The organism is Streptomyces griseochromogenes (genome assembly GCF_001542625.1).
GTDB classification, from domain to species: domain Bacteria; phylum Actinomycetota; class Actinomycetes; order Streptomycetales; family Streptomycetaceae; genus Streptomyces; species Streptomyces griseochromogenes.
In genome coordinates this window covers 3527774-3544768 of record NZ_CP016279.1, presented here as the reverse complement: position 1 = coordinate 3544768, position 16995 = coordinate 3527774, and the positions used below count along the sequence as shown (strand labels likewise).

The following is a 16995-nucleotide window of genomic DNA, read 5'->3' as shown; positions in this document are numbered from 1 at the left end:
TCACTTCACCTGGTCTGCTCGGCCAGCTTCCTGGCCTCCTCGATCAGGGTCTGCACGATCTTCGACTCGGGTACGGTCTTGACGACCTCGCCCTTGACGAAGATCTGCCCCTTGCCGTTGCCCGAGGCAACCCCGAGGTCGGCCTCGCGGGCCTCACCCGGACCGTTGACGACACAGCCCATCACCGCGACCCTGAGCGGCACTTCCATGCCGTCCAGCCCTGCCGTGACCTCTTCGGCGAGCTTGTAGACGTCGACCTGGGCCCGCCCGCAGGACGGGCAGGAGACGATCTCCAGGCGTCGCTGCCGAAGCCCCAGGGACTCCAGGATCTGGATGCCGACCTTGACCTCCTCGGCGGGCGGAGCGCTCAGCGAGACCCGGACGGTGTCGCCGATGCCCCGCGACAGCAGCGCCCCGAACGCCACGGCCGACTTGATCGTGCCCTGGAACGCCGGACCCGCCTCGGTGACGCCCAGGTGCAGCGGGTAGTCGCACGCCTCGGCGAGCTGCCGGTACGCCTCGATCATCACGACGGGGTCGTTGTGCTTGACGGAGATCTTGATGTCCCGGAAGCCGTGCTCCTCGAAGAGGGACGCCTCCCACAGCGCGCTCTCGACGAGCGCCTCCGGGGTGGCCTTGCCGTGTTTCCGCAGCAGCCGCCGGTCCAGGGAGCCCGCGTTGACCCCGATCCGGACCGGCGTGCCGTGGTCCTTCGCGGCCCGCGCGATCTCCTTCACCTGGTCGTCGAACTTCTTGATGTTGCCCGGGTTCACCCGGACCGCCGCGCAGCCCGCCTCGATGGCCGCGAACACGTACTTGGGCTGGAAGTGGATGTCCGCGATCACCGGGATCCGCGACTTGCGGGCGATGGTCGCGAGAGCGTCCGCGTCGTCCTGCGTGGGACAGGCGACGCGGACGATCTGGCAGCCGGACGCGGTGAGTTCGGCTATCTGCTGCAGGGTGGCGCCGATGTCCGACGTCCGGGTCGTCGTCATCGACTGCACCGACACCGGGGCTCCGCCCCCGACCGCCACCGGCCCGACGTGGATCCGCCGCGACATGCGCCGCGGAGCGACAGGCCGGGCCGGTACCTCGGGAACGCCCATGGGCACGGCGGTCATGGTGTCACTCCCGGTTTCCGGAGACGGTCTCGCGCATGGCCCGCAGCGACTCCTTGAGGGAGCCCATGGTGGCGAGGACGGCGGTGGGCTCGTAGCCGCAGTGCGCCATGCAGTTGGCGCAGCGCGGGTCCTTGCCGCGGCCGTACTTGTCCCAGTCGGTCTCCTCGATGAGTTCGCGGTACGTCGGCACGTACCCGTCGCTCATCAGGTAGCAGGGGCGCTGCCAGCCGAAGAGCGAGTAGTTCGGGATGGCCCACGCGGTGCACGGGAAGTCGACCTTGCCCTCCAGGAAGTCCAGGAAGAGCGGGGAGTGGTTGAGCCGCCAGCGCCGGCGGTTGCCGCCCGCGAAGGCCTTCTTGAACAGTTCACGGGTCTGCGCCACGCCGAGGAAGTGCTCCTGGTCGGGCGCCTTCTCGTAGGCGTAGGCGGGCGAGATCATCATCTCGTCCACGTGCAGGTCGTCGTTGAGGAAGTTGAGCACCTCGATGACCGTCTGCGGGGTGTCGGTGTTGAAGAAGGTCGAGTTGGTGGTGACCCTGAAGCCACGCCGCTTGGCTTCCTTGATCGCCTCCACCGCCTCGTCGAACACGCCCTCCTTCGCGACGGATTCGTCGTGCCGCTCGCGCAGTCCGTCGATGTGCACGGCGAACGCGAAGTACGGGGAGGGCGTGAACCGGTCCATCTTCTTGCGCAGCAGCATGGCGTTGGTGCACAGGAAGACGTATTTCCGCTTGGCCACCAACTGGCGCACGATCTCGTCGATCTGCGGGTGCATCAACGGTTCTCCACCGGCGATGGACACCATCGGCGCACCGGACTCCAGCACGGCGCCCACGGCCTGGGCCACCGGCATCCGCTGCTTGAGCACTCCGGCCGGGTGCTGGATCTTGCCGCAGCCCTCGCACTTGAGATTGCAGGCGAAGAGCGGTTCCAGCTCCACGATCAGCGGAAACTTGTCCCGCCTGCGGATCTTCTGTTCCGCCAGGTATGTAGCGACCTTGATGGACTGACGCAGCGGCATGGCCATCTGGCTCACCTCCGGGGGAGCTACAAAGAACGGTGCCATTCAAAGAAAGCGGGAAGGACGGAACGAAGAACGCGGAAGGCTGATATTCCACCGCGCACCGTGCCGATCCGGACGAGTTCATGTTCTGGAGCGTCCACGACCACCCGTACGGCCGCAACCGGGCGTGCGCCCGCGCGGACGGCGCTCAGGAGTGTGGCCGCCGACTCCATGTCGACCGCGATCGCGCCGGTCGCGAACAGGTCGGACCGCTCCGGCCCCCGCACGACGTGATCGGAGCCGATGAGCGGCCCGGTGTGGACGGTGCGCCCGGGCAGGACGCGCGCGAGTTCCTTGACCAGCAGATCGGTGCCCACGCACGGGACGGTCCCGTGCGGGTCCCGGGTCTCCTCGGCGACGACCAGGTCGCCGGGGTGCATGCCGGGGGCGAGCCCGGCGCAGAAGCCGGTGGCCAGTACGGCCGCGTCGGCCAGGGCCGGCCCGGCCAGGTGCCGGCCCACGGAGCGTTCCGCCGCCCTGGGGCCCATGCCCGTACGGACGACGGTGAACGGCCCGCCGGCCCCGCCCCGGTCGCCGGTGCGCAGGGCGAGATGCTCGATGCCGAGCGCGCAGGCGATCAGCAGCGGGGCCGCGGCGGACTGGGCGCTCATTCAGCTCCCCTTGGCCTCGGAGAGCGGCCTCCCGCCTGCGGCGAGGAGCCGGTCGAAGGGGTCGCCGTGCAGGTACCGGCCGAGCGCGGTGAGCGGGAAGACCTGCCGGTAGAGGTGGTAGTTGATGGAGAAGTCCCAGGGGAAGCCGGTGCCGGTGAAGTACGGCTCGTCCCAGGAGCCGTCCTCGCACTGGGTCTCGGCCAGCCACCGGACGCCGCGCTCGACGGCCTTGGAGTCCTTCTCCCCCGCCGCGAGCAGCGCCATCAGTGCCCACGCGGTCTGCGAGGCGGTGGAGGCGCCGCGGCCGCTCCATTCCTTGACGTACTTGTAGGAGCGCAGGTCCTCGCCCCAGCCGCCGTCGTCGTTCTGGACGCTCTCCAGCCAGGCCACCGCGCGCCGGACGGCCGGGTGGGAGCCGGGCAGGCCGGCCGCGGTGAGGGCGGGCACCACCGAGCCGGTGCCGTAGACGTAGTTGACGCCCCAGCGGCCGAACCACGAGCCGTCCGGCTCCTGTTCGGCCAGCAGCCACTCGATGCCGCGCCGGGTGCGCGGGTCGTGGGCGAGGCCCTCGGCGGCGAGCATCTCCACGACGTGCGCGGTGACGTCCGCGGACGGCGGGTCGATGACCTCGCCGAAGTCGCAGAACGGCAGCCGGTTGGGGAACGGGCTGGTGTTGTCGACGTCGAAGGCGCCCCATGCGCCGTTCCTCGACTGCATCCCGAGGTTCCAGCGCACCGCGCGGCCGATCGCCCGGTCCACCCGCTCGGGGTCGTGGTGGCCGACCCGGCGCAGCGCGAGGGCGACCTCGGCGGTGTCGTCGATGTCGGGGTAGTTGTCGTTGTGGAACTCGAACGCCCAGCCGCCGGGCGGCAGCCCGGGCCGCTTCACGGCCCAGTCGCCGGGCCGGACGATCTCCTCGCCCAGCATCCAGTCGGCGGCCTTGACCAGTTGCGGGTGGTCGGCGGGCAGTCCGGCGTCGACGAGCGCGATGGTGGCGAGGCAGGTGTCCCACACCGGGGACTGGCAGGCCTCGATCATCCGGGCGCCGTCCTCGCGCCATACGGCGAAACGGTCCAGCGACGCGAGGCCCTCGCGCATCACCGGGTGCTCCAGGTCGTAGCCGAGCAGGTGCAGCGCGATGACCGAGTACACGGCGGGCGGCTGGATGCCACCCCAGCAGCCGTCGTTCTCCTGCCGCTCGACGATCCAGCGGGCCGCGGAGTTCATCGCGGCTCTGCGCAGTCTGCGCGGGGCGACCTTGCGTAGCTGGTGGAGTGCCTTGTCCAGGCGCTGGAAGGCGCCGTCCCAACTGGTCACCGGGGCAAGCGGCCTGGCCGGGTTGGGGTCGGCCGGGTCGGTGTGCAGCTCGTCGAGCGGGAAGGGCGCGGGGCGCACCGGGCGCTTGGCGGACACGACGGTCAGCGGCACGATGGTCTGCCTCGCCCAGCATCCGAAGTCGTAGATGTTGAGCGGCATCCAGCTGGGGAAGTAGATCAGCTCCGGCGGGAGTTCGGGCAGGTCCTCCCACTTCCACCAGCCGAACAGGGCGAGCCAGATCCGGGTGAAGACCCGGGCGGCGGCGATGCCGCCGCGCTCGCGGATCCAGGTGGAGGCCTTCGCCATGTGCGGGGCGTCGGGCGCGTCGCCGGCGAGACGGAGGGCTACGTACGCCTCGATGGTGGCGGAGAGTTCGCCGGGCCCGCCGTAGAAGGTGGCCCAGGGGCCGTCCGGGCGCTGCTCGCCGCGGATGAACAGGGCGGCGGCCCGCGTCGTCGCCTCGTCCCGGATCCCCAGAAACTGACGGAGCAGCAGGTCCTCGGCGTCCATGGTGACGTTCGTCTCGAGGTCGCCCTTCCACCAGCCCTGGGCGTCCTGCCGCGCGAGCAGGAAGTCGGTGGCGCGTCGAACGGCGCGTCCGGCGGCTTCTTGTACCCCGGCCGCCGCGGGGGTGGTGATGTCGGTTTCGCTGGCCGAGGCAGCGCGGGGCGGCAGGGTCGCTCCGGTGCTTCCGTCGGTCGTCGCTGTCATGGCTTCCCCTTCATGCAGTCGTGCGAGTCGTGCTGCTGTGGGTCCGCCGTCGGCCGGTGTCCGTCTTCCCGCGACACCGGCCGGCGACTACGCGAGGGCTATTCGACCGATAGTGATCATCTCTTTCGTACGACGACGAAGTCGGCGAGCGCCGTGAAGGCGGCCCGTACCCGTTCCGGCATGTCGACGACGTCGAGGGCTTCGATGGCGATGATGTGCTGACGGCGCGCTTCCCCGGCCGTCCACTCGCGGCCGCCCGCCTCCTCGATGAGGGCCGCACGAGCCGCGAACTCCTCCTCGGAGAAGGTCGCGAAGTCGCTGCTCTTGGCGTCGGCGGCGAGGATCTCGCCGAGCCGCTCGGAGGCGGAGCCGCCCGCGGCGAGCGCGGCCACCACCGGCAGGGACTTCTTGCGCTGGCGCAGGTCGCTCCAGGTCTGCTTGCCGGTGGCGTCGGGGTCGCCCCAGATGCCGAGGAGGTCGTCCACGGCCTGGAAGGCGAGGCCCAGGTGGTAGCCGTACTTCTCCAGCGCGTTGGCGGTGCGGTCGTCGGCGCCGCCGAGCACCGCACCGATGGAGCTGGACGCGGCGAGCAGGGCGCCGGTCTTGTTGCCCTCCATCTCCAGGCACTCCTCGACGCTGACCCGGTCGCGGTGCTCGTAGGAGATGTCCTGCGCCTGACCGTCGATCAGGGCGCGGGAGGCGGTGGTCAGCCGACGGGTGGCGCGGCCGGCCTCGACGGTGCCGAGCTCCAGCAGGATCTCGTTGGCGAGGGCGAACAGGGCGTCGCCGACCAGGATGGCCTGGGCGGGGCCGTGCACCTTCCAGACGGTGTCGCGGTGGCGGCGCTGCTCGTCGCCGTCCATCAGGTCGTCGTGCAGCAGCGAGAAGTTGTGGACCAGTTCGACGGCGACGGCACCCGGGATGCCCACCTCGGGTGCGGCGCCGGTGACCTCGGCGGAGAGAACGGCCAGGGCGGGGCGGACGGCCTTGCCGCCGTCGCCGTCGGCCGGGTTGCCGGCCGCGTCGATCCAGCCGAAGTGGTAGGCGGCGACGGTGTCCATGGGAGGCGCCAGGCGGTCGACGGCCGCCCGCAGCACCGGTGTGGCCAGGGTCCGGCCGCGCTCCAGCAGCGCGGTCACGTCCACCGCGGTCCTCCGAGCGGGCGTCGAGGCCGGGGGCACAGTGGGCACAGTCTCTCCTCTATTTGCGGTACCGGGGGTGCGAGGGCTCGCCGCCGGCTGCTGATCGAGCATCAGGCCGCCTCCTCGAACTCGAAGAGGTGGCGGGGGCGGGGCCGGCCCAGGGCGCTCAGCGCGGCGTCGGCCGCGCTCACTCCACTGCGGACCGCACTCTCCATGGTCGCGGGCCACCCGGTGGCGGTCCACGCTCCGGCCAGGTACAGGCCGGGTGCCTTGGTGCGGGCGCCGGGCCGCAGCCGCCCGACGCCGGGGGTGGGGGCGAACGTGGCCGTGCGCTCCCGGGTCACGAAGAAGTCCTTCACCAGCGCGCCGCGCGTCCCCGGGATCAGACGCTCCAGCTCGGGCAGGTAGCGCTCGCGGAGCGCGGCGACGGGCGCGTCGATCTCGTCCTGGGCGGCCGACTGGGAGAGCGCGAGGTACTGCCCCTCGGCGAGCCCGGCGGCGTCGGTGCGGTCGAAGACCCACTGCACGGGGGTGCCGAGGGCGGTGAAGAAGGGCCTGGCGAGCACCTTGCGGTCGTAGACGACATGCACGTTGAGGATGGGCGCGGTGCCGATCCTCAGCAACTCGTCGGGGGCGTCGAGGGCGCCGGGCGGCAGCAGGCCGTGGGTCTCGCGCTGGGGTACGGCGAGGACGACCGCGTCGGCTTGGAGCGTCTCGCCGGGAACCTGAACGCTCCAGGTCCCGTTTTCGTTGGTGGAGACGGAGGTGACGCGTGTACGGACCTCGGTACGCACGCCCGCGGAGTCGAGCGCCTTGCGGGCCAGCCGGTCGTGCAGTTCGCCCAGCGGGACGTGGGCCCAGCCGATGTCGGCCGCTCCCGGGTCGGACAGCAGACCGGTCTTGAACACCATCGCGGCGAGCCCCAGCGAGGCGTCGCCCGCGACCGCGTTGAGGGTGGCGACCCCGACCAGGTCCCACAGGGCCTCGACGGCACGCGCCGACTGGCCGTGAGCGGCCAGCCAGCTGCCGAAGTCCTGGGTGTCCAGGGCCGGATCGGAGAGGTCGAGCCCCTTGAGCGCGAGCGCGGCCCGCCCGACCGCGGCGCGTTCGGCGAACGAGAGATGCGGATAGGCGGCCAGGCTGCGCCCCAGGTGGAGGGGGACGGGCAGCGCGTCGCGCCGCAGTCTGCCGAGCCGCCGCCCTTCGGGTTTGGTGACGTCGACGACGGGCACGTCCAGGCGGTCCTGCAGAGGTGCCAGCGCCGCGCCCTGGATCCGGTCGAGGAACCAGCGGTAGGCGGTGCAGCAGCGCAGGTACACATGCTGGCCGTTGTCGACGGTCAGCTCGCCGCGCTGGAAGGAGAAGGCGAGGCCGCCCAGCCTGGGCCTGCCTTCGAGCAGGGTGACACGGACGCCCGCGTCGGCGAGCGCGAGCGCCGCGGTGATCCCGGCGAGGCCGCCGCCGACCACGACGGCGCTGCGGCCTGCCGTGGCCGCAGGTCGCGGGGTGCCAGCGTCCGCCCCCTCGGGGCGCGAGCCGTCGCTCATCGTCGGTCCTTCCGTACGTGCCGAGCGTGCAGGTTGAACGGTGCACGGTCGGCCGTCGCAGTCAGGGACGCCACGCCGCAGCGGAGGGTTGCCCACCGCTGCGGTCCCGCGGAGTCGGCCTGGTCCACGACGTCCATCAGGCGCGCCTCCTGACGGTCCGCCGGGACACGTGCCGGGTGTCGAGCCCGGACAGTCCGCGCACGGCGACATAGGCCTTCTCGCGCCCGGGCAGCGAGACCCGGCCGCGCAGCACGGCCTCCGGTTCGCGCTCGATGCGGTCCAGCAGCCGGCGGTAGATGCCGGCCATGGCTGCCACACAGGCGCCGCTGCGCCGGTCGAGCATGGGGAGCAGCCGGTAGCCCTCGGCGAAAAGGGCGCGGGCCCGTCGCACTTCGAAGTGCACGAGGCCCGCGAAGTCGGAGCCCTCCGGTGGTGTCGGCCCGTTGAACCCGGCCGAGCAGCCGAATTTGGCGAGGTCGTCGGCGGGCAGATAGGTACGGCCGCCCTCGGCGTCCTCGCGGACGTCTCTGAGGATGTTGGTGAGCTGGAGCGCGAGACCGAGGGTGTCGGCGTACTCGGGTGCGCGCTCGGCGCCGCGCGCCCCCGGCTCCGTGCCGAACACGCCCAGCGAGAGACGGCCGATGGCTCCGGCCACACAGCGGCAGTAGACCTTCAGGTCGTCCCAGGTCTCGTACGTCTCCCCGCGCACGTCCATCTGGACGCCGTCGATCAGCTCGTCCAGACCGCCGAGCGGGATCGGGAAGGCGCGCGCGGCATGGGTGAGCGCGACGGCCACCGGATCGGTGTCGTCCTCCTCGACGCCGCCCTCGCGGATCCGGGTGAGCAGCGCCCGGGTGTCCTCCAGCCGCTTGACCTTGACCTCGCCCGGCAGGTCGCCGTCGCCGATGTCGTCGACACGCCGGGAGAAGGCGTACAGCGCCGACATCGCGCGGCGCTTGGGCGTCGGCAGCAAGCGGATACCGTACGCGAAGTTGCGGGCCTGCTGCCCGGTGACGGCCTCGCAGTAGCTGTAGGCGGCGAGTACCGGCGCGGACACGTGCGGTGCAGAATCCACGGTCCGGATCACCCCTCTCCTCGCAGGATCACGCCCACCTCACGCAGCAACCGGACCTTGCCGGGTCTGGGCGGGCCGGGAAGTACGTCGTATTCGGCGGCGGCGATCGCCCGGACCGCCGCTCTTCCCCCCGCCACGAACCCCGCGAGCAGCAGCTTCAACCTGCCGTGGACGCTACCCACCAGGGGGGCGCCTTCATTCAGCAGATCGCGGGCGCGTTGCGCTTCGTATGCAACCAGGGCGCGCACCGATGCGCCCGCGGTTTTCGCGGCGAGATCGGTTTCCTGGACGTGAAAGCGCTTCATGTCCGCAGCCGGCAGATAGATCCGGTCGCGGCCGAGGTCCTCCGCGACGTCCTGGAGGTGCTCCACGATCTGCAGGGCGGTGCAGACCGCGTCGGAGAGACGGTTCCGCTCGGGGGTCGCGGTGCCGGTGACGGCGAGGACGAGGCGGCCGACGGGGTTGGCGGACAGTTCGCAGTAGGCGAGGAGGTCGTCGTAGGTCTCGTACCGGGTGACCAGCTGGTCCTGGCGGTTGGCGGCGATCAGGCCGAGGAAGGGCTCGGGGGTGAGGGCGTGGCGGCGGACGGTGGGCTGCAGGCGGCGCAGCAGGGGATGGCGGGGCGCGCCGTCGAAGACACGCCGCAGGTCGGCCTCGAAGGCGTCGAGGAGGATCAGACGGTCCTCGGCCTCACCGGCCGACACGCCGAGGATCCGCGCGTCGGCTCCACCGGGGGCCAGATCGCCGTCGCCGATGTCGTCCACGAGGCGGGCGAAGCCGTAGACGGCCATGAGGTCGTCGCGCCAGGCCCGGGGCAGGAAGAAGGGGGCCACGGGGAAGTTCTCGCTCGTGGCCTTGTCCAGCGTGGCGCGCTCCAGTGCGGGCGCCGTGTCGGTTCCCGTCACCGCGCGCTGCCCTGGGCGGGGACGGCACATACTGCGCTGAGCTGGGGAGTTTCCGTAACCATTGCCGTCACATCTCCCGTTCTACACTGCCGACCCAATACACACTATTTCGGACACGCCGCCCGGACTTCCGCCGGGCTGCCCGGCAAAGGCTGTCGCGCATTATCGCCCCACTTGCCGCTTTCCGGGACCGGTACAGCTTACGTTGTACAACGCAGCGAGGTCAGGCGGGGTGTCCTGCGCATCACAACAACACACCGATTGGCGTCAAGATTCCTAAGACCAGAGCGAGTTGACGCTTCCTTTGCGGACGCGGGCCCCACCGGGAGTTCCGGCGGGCTCCGGCCGAACCCGGGCTACTTGCCCGTGAACTTCTCGTACTCCTTGAGGACCTCTTCGGTGGGTCCGTCCATGCGCAGTTCGCCGCGTTCCAGCCACAGGACACGGTTGCAGGTGTCGCGGATGGACTTGTTGTTGTGACTGACCAGAAACACCGTGCCGGCTTCCTTGCGCAGCTCCCGGATGCGCTCCTCGGAGCGCTTCTGGAACTTGCGGTCGCCGGTGGCGAGGGCCTCGTCGATCATGAGGACGTCGTGGTCCTTGGCGGCGGCGATGGAGAAGCGCAGCCGGGCAGCCATGCCGGAGGAGTACGTCCGCATCGGCAGCGTGATGAAGTCGCCCTTCTCGTTGATCCCGGAGAAGTCGACGATGTCCTGGTAGCGCTCCTTGACCTGCTCACGGGACATGCCCATGGCGAGACCGCCGAGGATGACGTTCCGCTCTCCGGTCAGGTCGTTCATCAGGGCCGCGTTCACACCGAGCAGCGAGGGCTGGCCGTCGGTGTAGACCTTGCCCTTCTCGGCGGGCAGCAGGCCGGCGATGGCGCGCAGCAGCGTGGACTTGCCGGAGCCGTTGGAGCCGATCAGGCCGATGGCCTCGCCGCGGTAGGCGACGAAGGAGACACCGCGCACGGCGTGCACCTTGCGCACCCCGCGCGCCGAGTCGTCGGAGCCTCGCCTGAGAATGCGGCTGAGGGCCGCCGTCGCGCTGCCCTTGCCGGTCTTGGCTCCGTTGACCCGGTAGACGATGTGCAGGTCGTCCGCGATGACCGTCGGGCGCGGGTCCCGGATGTCCTGTTCGGCGATGTTCTGCTCAGCCACGGCCGTACCTCTCCTCCGCCTTCCAGAAGTACACGAAACCGCCGGCGAAGACGACCACGGCCCAGAACAGGGCGATGGCCCACACGTGCGGCGGCAGGTTCGAGGCGTGGTAGCCGTCGATCAGCGCGTAGCGCATCAGGTCCATGTAGACGGCGGCCGGGTTGACCTCGAGCAGCCGGACCGACAGCTCGGAGCGGCCCTCCATCATCTTGTTGATGGAGAACATGACACCGGACGTGTACATCCAGGTGCGCAGGATGAACGGCATCAGCTGGGCGAGGTCCGGCGTCTTGGCGCCCATGCGGGCCACGATCAGCGCGAGCCCGGTGTTGAACAGGAACTGCAGCACCAGGACCGGCACGATCAGCAGCCAGGAGGCGCTCGGGTAGCTGCCGAATCCTATCGCGACGACGAACAGCACGATCATCGAGAAGAGCAGCTGCTGCAGCTGCTGCAGGGAGAAGGAGATGGGCAGCGAGGCGCGCGGGAAGTGCAGGGCGCGCACCAGGCCGAGGTTGCCGGAGATGGCGCGGACGCCCGTCATGACCGAGCTCTGCGTGAACGTGAAGACGAACACGCCCGTGACCAGGAACGGGATGTACACGTCCTTGGACATGCCTTTGCTCGCGTGCAGGATGACGCCGAAGATGAAGTAGTACACGGCCGCGTTCAGCAGGGGCGTCGCCACCTGCCAGAGCTGGCCGAGCTTGGCCTGGCTGTACTGCGCGGTCAGCTTCGCCTGGGAGAAGGCGAGGACGAAGTGGCGCCGTCCCCACAGCTGACGGACGTACTCGACGAGGGAGGGCCGGGCGCCGCTCACGGCGAGCCCGTACTTGGCGGCGAGCTGCGCCGCCGTCAGTCCCTCGTCGGGTGACGGGGCCGCGGTCACCGCGACACCGCCGTCATGCGTTGTCTCACTCACAGGAGGAAGCTTTCGTCTTCGGGTACGTCGTTGTGCGTCATGTGCGTCGGCTGCGTCGGATTCATCGTTCGCGGGCGTCGTCGGATCCCTCCCCGGGCGCACCGGGAACGCGCGCCCCGCACCGACGAGCTTGTCAGATGACCGGGGGCCGGCCCAGTCGGGTGAGCCTCCACACGGTACGCCAGCGCATGGGGCGACGGGGGCCGCACGAAGTGGTCCAGCCCTCTCTGAAGCCGCCGAACCAGGCCTTCAGGGCCGGCACCGACGGGCGGCGCAGGAGGGTGAGCAGCAGCCAGACCCCGAGGTAGACGGGGACGAGGAGCACGGGCAGGTTGCGGCGGGCCAGCCAGACCCGGTTGCGGGCCACCATGCGGTGGTACACCGCGTGCCGGGAGGGCGCGGTCGTCGGGTGGTGCAGCACCATGTCGGACCGGTAGTCGATCATCCAGCCCGCGTCGAGGGCCCGCCATGCCAGGTCGGTTTCCTCGTGGGCGTAGAAGAACTCGTCCGGGAGCACACCGGCTTCGGCGAAGACCCGGGTGCGGACGGCGTTGGCGCCGCCGAGGAAGGTGGTGACCCGGGAGGAACGCATCGGGTCGGAGGCGCGCAGCCTCGGTACATGCCGGCGCTGGGTCTCGCCCGTGTCCGGGTCGGCGATCCGGAAGCTGATGATGCCGAGCTTCGGGTTGGCCTCGAACGCCTGACGGCACAGCTCGGCGGTGTCGTGCCGGGCGAGCAGTCCGTCGTCGTCGAGGAAAAGCAGTATGTCGACATCGCGGCCACTGGGCCCGAAGGCCTCTATGCCGACGTTGCGGCCGCCAGGGATGCCCAGGTTCTCGGGCAGCTCCATGGTCCGTACGCCTTCGGGGACGTCCGGGACGGGCGAGCCGTTGCCGACGACGACCACCTCGACCCGGTCGCCGTCCTGCTTGGCGACCGAGTCGAGCAGGGCACGCAGTTCCTCGGGCCGGTTGCCCATGGTGATGATGACCGCGCCGACCTTCATGCCGCTCACCTCAGCCTGCTGGAGGCGAGGATGGACACCAGGTGCAGCAGGGTCTGCAGCAGGGCGATGCCGGCGAGCACGGCGGTGCCGAGCCGGGTGAAGAACAGATCGCCGTGGATCTGGTCCGCGATCGCGAGGACCAGGATCAGCAGCGAGGCCTCGATACCGAGGATGAGCCGGTGGAACTTCAGCGCCGAGGCGGCCCGGCGGGCCAGCGCCATTCCGGAGGAGCGCGGCTCGGAGGCCGCCTCCTGGACCGGCGGCTTCCCTGCCTGGTGCCGGGCGACGCCGACGAGGTCGGTCTCGGCCTTGATCAGGATCGCGCCGAGGGCGGCGAGGGTGCCGAGGAAGGCCCACAGCCAGTCGATGCGCCCGCTCCCCCACAGGTCGGCGGCGCGCAGGCCGAGGCCGACCAGGACCGCCGCGTCGGTCAGGTAGGCGCCGACGCGGTCCAGGTAGACCCCGCCGAGGGAGTACTGCTTCTTCCAGCGGGCGATCTCGCCGTCGACGCAGTCCAGCAGCAGGTACAGCTGGGTGGCGAGCACACCGAGCACGGCTCCCGCGATCCCCGGCACCAGCAGGGCCGGGGCCGCGAGCACGCCGCAGACGGTCATCAGGTACGTGAGCTGGTTGGGCGTGACCCTGGTGTTCACCAGGTAGCGGTCGACGCGCAGGGACACCTCACGCATGTAGAGGCGTCCCGCCCAGTGCTCACCGCTGCGCCGGTCCTTCACCCCGGCGGGGTGGACGACCGGACGGAGTTCAGCTACCGATGGCCTTGACATAGTCCGCGTAGATGTCCTTGATCTGGTTCGGCTTGAGGTCGAGGTGTTCGAGGATCGTGTAGCGGCCGGGCCTGGTCTCCGGGGCGAACTCCACGGCGCGGACGAACTCGTCCACCGTGAAGCCGATCTCCTCCGGCAGCACCGGAAGCCCGTGCCGGCGTAGCACCCCGGCCTGGTGGGCCGCCTCCTCGTGGGCTCCGCGCAGATACATCGCGAAGGCCGCGCCGAGCCCGCACTGTTCGCCATGGGCGGCCGCCCGCTTGGGGAACAGCAGGTCGAAGGCGTGGTTGATCTCGTGGCAGGAGCCGGAGGACGGCCGGGAGTCGCCGGAGATCGACATCGAGATACCGCTGAGGACCAGCGCCTCGGCGAGCACCTGGAGGAAGTCGTTGTCGCCGATGCCGCCGGGGTGGCGCAGGACCGCCTCGCCGGCCTGACGGGCCATGGCCGCGGCGAGACCGTCGATCTTCTCGCCGTTGACGCGGTTGGACAGCTCCCAGTCCGCGACCGCGTTGATGTTGGAGATCGCGTCGCCGATGCCGGCCCGGACGAAGCGGGCCGGGGCCTCGCGGATCACGTCCAGGTCGATGACGACACCGATCGGGTTCGGCACACCGTAGGAGCCGCGCCCGGCGTCGTTGTCGAGCGTGGCGACCGGCGAGCACAGGCCGTCGTGCGCGAGGTTCGTCGGCACGGCGACCAGGGGCAGGCCGATGCGCGCCGCGGCGAACTTGGCGCAGTCGATGATCTTGCCGCCGCCGAGCCCGACCACCGCGTCGTAGTGGCCGGATTTCATCTCTCCGGCCAGCCGGATCGCGTCGTCGAGGGTGCCGCCGCCGACCTCGTACCAGGAGGCGCCGGGCAGCGAGGGGGCGATGCGCTCGCGCAGCTTGGTGCCGGAGCCGCCGCTGACGGCGACGGCGAGCCGGCCGGACTGCGCGATGCGCTCGTCGGCGAGGACACAGGCCAGGTCGTCCAGGGCACCCGGGCGGATGTCGACGACGACCGGCGAGGGAATGAGCCGGGTCAGTAGCGGCACGCGATCTCCCGTCCCTTGGCGAGGTCGTCGTGGTTGTCGATCTCGACCCACTTGACGTCACCGATCGGTGCCACGTCGATCCGGAAGCCGCGGTTGACCAGCTCCTGGTAGCCGTGCTCGTAGAACTGCTGCGGGTCGGTCTCCCAGACCGTCTTCAGCGCGTCGGCCAGCTCGGGGGCGGCGTCGCCCTCGATGAGGGTGACGCCGATGTACTCGCCGGTGGCCTCGGCGGGGTCCATCAGCTTGGTGATCTTCGTCATGCCCTTCTCGGGGTCGACGACGACCTTCATCTCCTCGTCCGCGAGGGACTTCACGGTGTCGAGGGCGAGGATGATCTTCTTGCCCTCGCCCCGCGCGGCGAGCAGCGTCTTCTCGACGGAGACCGGGTGGACGGTGTCGCCGTTGGCGAGGATCACACCGTCCTTGAGGGCGTCACGGCCGCACCACAGGGAGTAGGCGTTGTTCCACTCCTCGGCCTTGTCGTTGTCGATCAGGGTGAGCTTGAGGCCGTACTTCGCCTCCAGGGCCGCCTTGCGCTCGTACACGGCCTCCTTGCGGTAGCCGACGATGACCGCGACCTCGGTCAGACCGATCTCGGCGAAGTTGCCGAGAGTGAGGTCGAGCACGGTGATCGAGTCCTCTATGCCCGCAGGGCCCACTGGCACCAGAGCCTTGGGAAGGCTGTCGGTGTAGGGGCGCAGACGCCGTCCGGCGCCGGCCGCCAGCACGAGGCCGATCATGCGGGTTCTCCTTCGTCGTGTACGGCGGGTGCCCCAGCGGACACCCAGAAGCGGATGCTCTCGACGAGCACCACCAGGGCGACGATCACGGCGAGGACCGTGAGCGCGACCTTGAACTGCCCAGCGGTGAGCAGCGCGGCCAGCAGGGTGACGAGCAGTGTCCGCCCCTCCTGCCCCCCGACGGCGCGCACCAGCCAGGCCGGCGGCGCTCCGGCGTTGCCGCGGATGCGGTACACCGTGTCGTAGTGATGGTAGGCGACGGCGGCCACCAGGCCGAAAGCCGCAGGAAGCGCCCCGTTTACCCCAGCTTTACTCGCGAGGACGAGGACGGTGCCGTATTCGGCGGCCCGGAACAGCGGGGGGACGAGCCAGTCGAGGGCGCCCTTGAGGGGGCGGCACAGGGCCTGGCCCGAGGTGACGGCGTAGACGAAGGCACCGGCGACCGGCGCCCAGGTCCTCCCGGAGAAGAGGGAGACGGCGAGGACGGCCGTGCCGGCCAGGGCCACCAGCAGCGGGGCACCGAAGCGGACGCGGGTGAGATGCGCCATGCGGGAGGCGACCGGGCCGTTGTCGGCGAGGTCCGCCAGGGCCTGGGCGGCCCGGTCCGTCCGCTGTGCCTTGCGGGTCAGGGACCGCAGCACCCGGCCGGCCGTGGTGTACGTCGCGGCGAAGGCGCAGCCGGCGAGCAGCACGTAGAAGGTGATGCGGGGGGTGGTGGCCGCGGTGAGGAGGGCGATCATCGCCCAGCGCTCACCGATGGGCAGGACTATCATCCGGCGCGCCCAGACCGTCCAGCCGACGCTGTCCAGCTTGTCGGAGAGGGCCGCGGTGGGGCTGGTGTTGGCGGCGGCGTCGTGGTTGGCCTCGTTGAAGGAGAAGTCGACCACGTGCCGACAGGTCTGCAGGATCATCGCGCCGAGGGCGAGCGCCCACACGTCGTCGCCGCCGCGAGCGGCGCCGAGGGCGAGACCGGCGTAGTAGGCGTACTCCTTGGCCCGGTCGAAGGTGGCATCGAGCCAGGCGCCGAGGGTGGAGTACTTCAGGGCGTAGCGGGCGAGCTGGCCGTCGGCGCAGTCCAGCACGAACGAGGCGATCAACAGCACGCCGGCCGCGATGAACCCGCCCCGGGTGCCGGTCGCCGCGCAGCCCGCCGCGATCAGGGCGGTGAGCAGCGAGGCGGTGGTGACCTGGTTGGGGGTCAGGCCCCGGCGGGCGCACCAGCGGGCGATGTAGCGCGAGTACGGGCTGATGAAGAACGTGGTGAAGAAGCCGTCGCGGGACTTCACGGCCGACTTCAGGCGTATCGCCTCGTCGTCGACGGCGGCGACGGCCTGCCGGGCCTCGTTGCGGCCCTGCGGGTCGGCCGGGACGGCGGCGACCAGGCTGCCCAGTTCGGGCCGGTGGACCTCGCAGCCGTCGGTGCCGAGGGCGGTGACGAGGCGGTCGGCGACGCTGTCCACGGCCACCGCCGTACCGCCGCCGGCGGAGGTCTCGCGGGCCAGCGCCCGGGTCAGGGCCGGCCGGGCGGCCGGCTGGGCGGTGACGGCGCCCGGGACGGCGGCGAGGTCGAAGCGCGGGTCGGTGAGGCCGAGCCGGAGTGCGTGCACGTGGCCGACGAAGCGGGCGTCGACGAGGGCGACGCGCCGGTCGGCGGGGACGGCGGCGAGCAGGGTCTCCGCCTCGGCGGCGTCGGTGGCCGCGCGCACGTCGAAGCCGAGGGACCGCAGATCGTTCTCGAGCGACGATCCGGGGACCGGCTGACCGGTGACGATGGCGGTCGGCAACCGAACTCACTCCCTGGGTGCCGGCGCTTCGACGCCGGTCTTTAGCGTGGTGGGGGGCGCCTTGGCC

The 16995-nt window shown here is 70.9% G+C and carries 16 protein-coding genes; all 16 read right to left on the bottom strand.

Translation table 11 applies throughout. The features are described from left to right. Window positions 1-5 precede the first annotated feature (5 nt). The 16 genes from ispG to AVL59_RS15095 all read right to left on the bottom strand — a co-directional run bounded on the left by ispG (window position 6) and on the right by AVL59_RS15095 (window position 16928). Window positions 6-1121 (bottom strand): flavodoxin-dependent (E)-4-hydroxy-3-methylbut-2-enyl-diphosphate synthase, encoded by a 1116-nt coding sequence (gene ispG, locus AVL59_RS15165; RefSeq protein ID WP_067304095.1) that lies wholly within the window; start codon window positions 1119-1121, stop codon window positions 6-8. 4 nt (window positions 1122-1125) lie between these two features. Further along, window positions 1126-2148 (bottom strand): adenosyl-hopene transferase HpnH, encoded by a 1023-nt coding sequence (gene hpnH / locus AVL59_RS15160; RefSeq protein ID WP_067304092.1) that lies wholly within the window; start codon window positions 2146-2148, stop codon window positions 1126-1128. Window positions 2149-2168: 20 nt separating this feature from the next. After that, a complete protein-coding gene (locus AVL59_RS15155) occupies window positions 2169-2795 on the bottom strand; it encodes a phosphorylase family protein (RefSeq protein WP_067304090.1) in 627 nt (208 codons plus the stop codon). Continuing rightward, the gene (gene shc, locus AVL59_RS15150) at window positions 2796-4823 is read right to left on the bottom strand and encodes a squalene--hopene cyclase (RefSeq protein ID WP_067304087.1); all 2028 of its coding nucleotides are present in this window, start codon (window positions 4821-4823) and stop codon (window positions 2796-2798) included. Window positions 4824-4939: 116 nt separating this feature from the next. Beyond that, window positions 4940-6004 (bottom strand): polyprenyl synthetase family protein, encoded by a 1065-nt coding sequence (locus tag AVL59_RS15145; protein WP_067304085.1) that lies wholly within the window; start codon window positions 6002-6004, stop codon window positions 4940-4942. Window positions 6005-6075: 71 nt separating this feature from the next. Further along, entirely contained in the window at window positions 6076-7512 is a 1437-nt protein-coding gene (hpnE, locus tag AVL59_RS15140) for a hydroxysqualene dehydroxylase HpnE (protein ID WP_067304083.1), read from the bottom strand. Further along, window positions 7509-7649 (bottom strand): DUF6380 family protein, encoded by a 141-nt coding sequence (locus tag AVL59_RS56375; RefSeq protein ID WP_372450381.1) that lies wholly within the window; start codon window positions 7647-7649, stop codon window positions 7509-7511. The genes hpnE and AVL59_RS56375 overlap by 4 nt, the downstream gene beginning before the upstream one ends. After that, window positions 7649-8599: a presqualene diphosphate synthase HpnD gene (gene hpnD, locus AVL59_RS15135; RefSeq protein WP_067304081.1), complete on the bottom strand. Its 951-nt coding sequence runs from the start codon at window positions 8597-8599 to the stop codon at window positions 7649-7651. The genes AVL59_RS56375 and hpnD overlap by 1 nt, the downstream gene beginning before the upstream one ends. Then, window positions 8596-9522, bottom strand: a complete 927-nt coding sequence (gene hpnC, locus AVL59_RS15130) for a squalene synthase HpnC (protein WP_208870380.1) — start codon at window positions 9520-9522, stop codon at window positions 8596-8598. The genes hpnD and hpnC overlap by 4 nt, the downstream gene beginning before the upstream one ends. Window positions 9523-9848: 326 nt before the next feature. Next, window positions 9849-10637 carry an ABC transporter ATP-binding protein gene (locus AVL59_RS15125; RefSeq protein WP_099053284.1) on the bottom strand — a complete coding sequence of 263 codons (789 nt, stop codon included), beginning with the start codon at window positions 10635-10637 and terminating at the stop codon, window positions 9849-9851. A gap of 7 nt (window positions 10638-10644) precedes the next feature. Further along, a complete protein-coding gene (locus AVL59_RS15120; RefSeq protein ID WP_067304073.1) occupies window positions 10645-11574 on the bottom strand; it encodes an ABC transporter permease in 930 nt (309 codons plus the stop codon). A 133-nt stretch (window positions 11575-11707) separates the two neighbouring features. After that, a complete protein-coding gene (locus AVL59_RS15115; RefSeq protein WP_067304072.1) occupies window positions 11708-12580 on the bottom strand; it encodes a glycosyltransferase family 2 protein in 873 nt (290 codons plus the stop codon). Window positions 12581-12585: 5 nt separating this feature from the next. Next, window positions 12586-13365: a CDP-alcohol phosphatidyltransferase family protein gene (locus tag AVL59_RS15110; protein ID WP_079147388.1), complete on the bottom strand. Its 780-nt coding sequence runs from the start codon at window positions 13363-13365 to the stop codon at window positions 12586-12588. Beyond that, a complete protein-coding gene (locus AVL59_RS15105) occupies window positions 13343-14404 on the bottom strand; it encodes an iron-containing alcohol dehydrogenase family protein (protein ID WP_067304066.1) in 1062 nt (353 codons plus the stop codon). Before AVL59_RS15105 ends, AVL59_RS15110 begins: the two co-directional genes overlap by 23 nt. Then, the gene (locus tag AVL59_RS15100) at window positions 14392-15144 is read right to left on the bottom strand and encodes a phosphocholine cytidylyltransferase family protein (protein ID WP_067304064.1); all 753 of its coding nucleotides are present in this window, start codon (window positions 15142-15144) and stop codon (window positions 14392-14394) included. Before AVL59_RS15100 ends, AVL59_RS15105 begins: the two co-directional genes overlap by 13 nt. After that, the gene (locus AVL59_RS15095; protein WP_067304061.1) at window positions 15141-16928 is read right to left on the bottom strand and encodes a DUF5941 domain-containing protein; all 1788 of its coding nucleotides are present in this window, start codon (window positions 16926-16928) and stop codon (window positions 15141-15143) included. The genes AVL59_RS15100 and AVL59_RS15095 overlap by 4 nt, the downstream gene beginning before the upstream one ends. Between the last annotated feature and the right edge of the window lie 67 nt (window positions 16929-16995).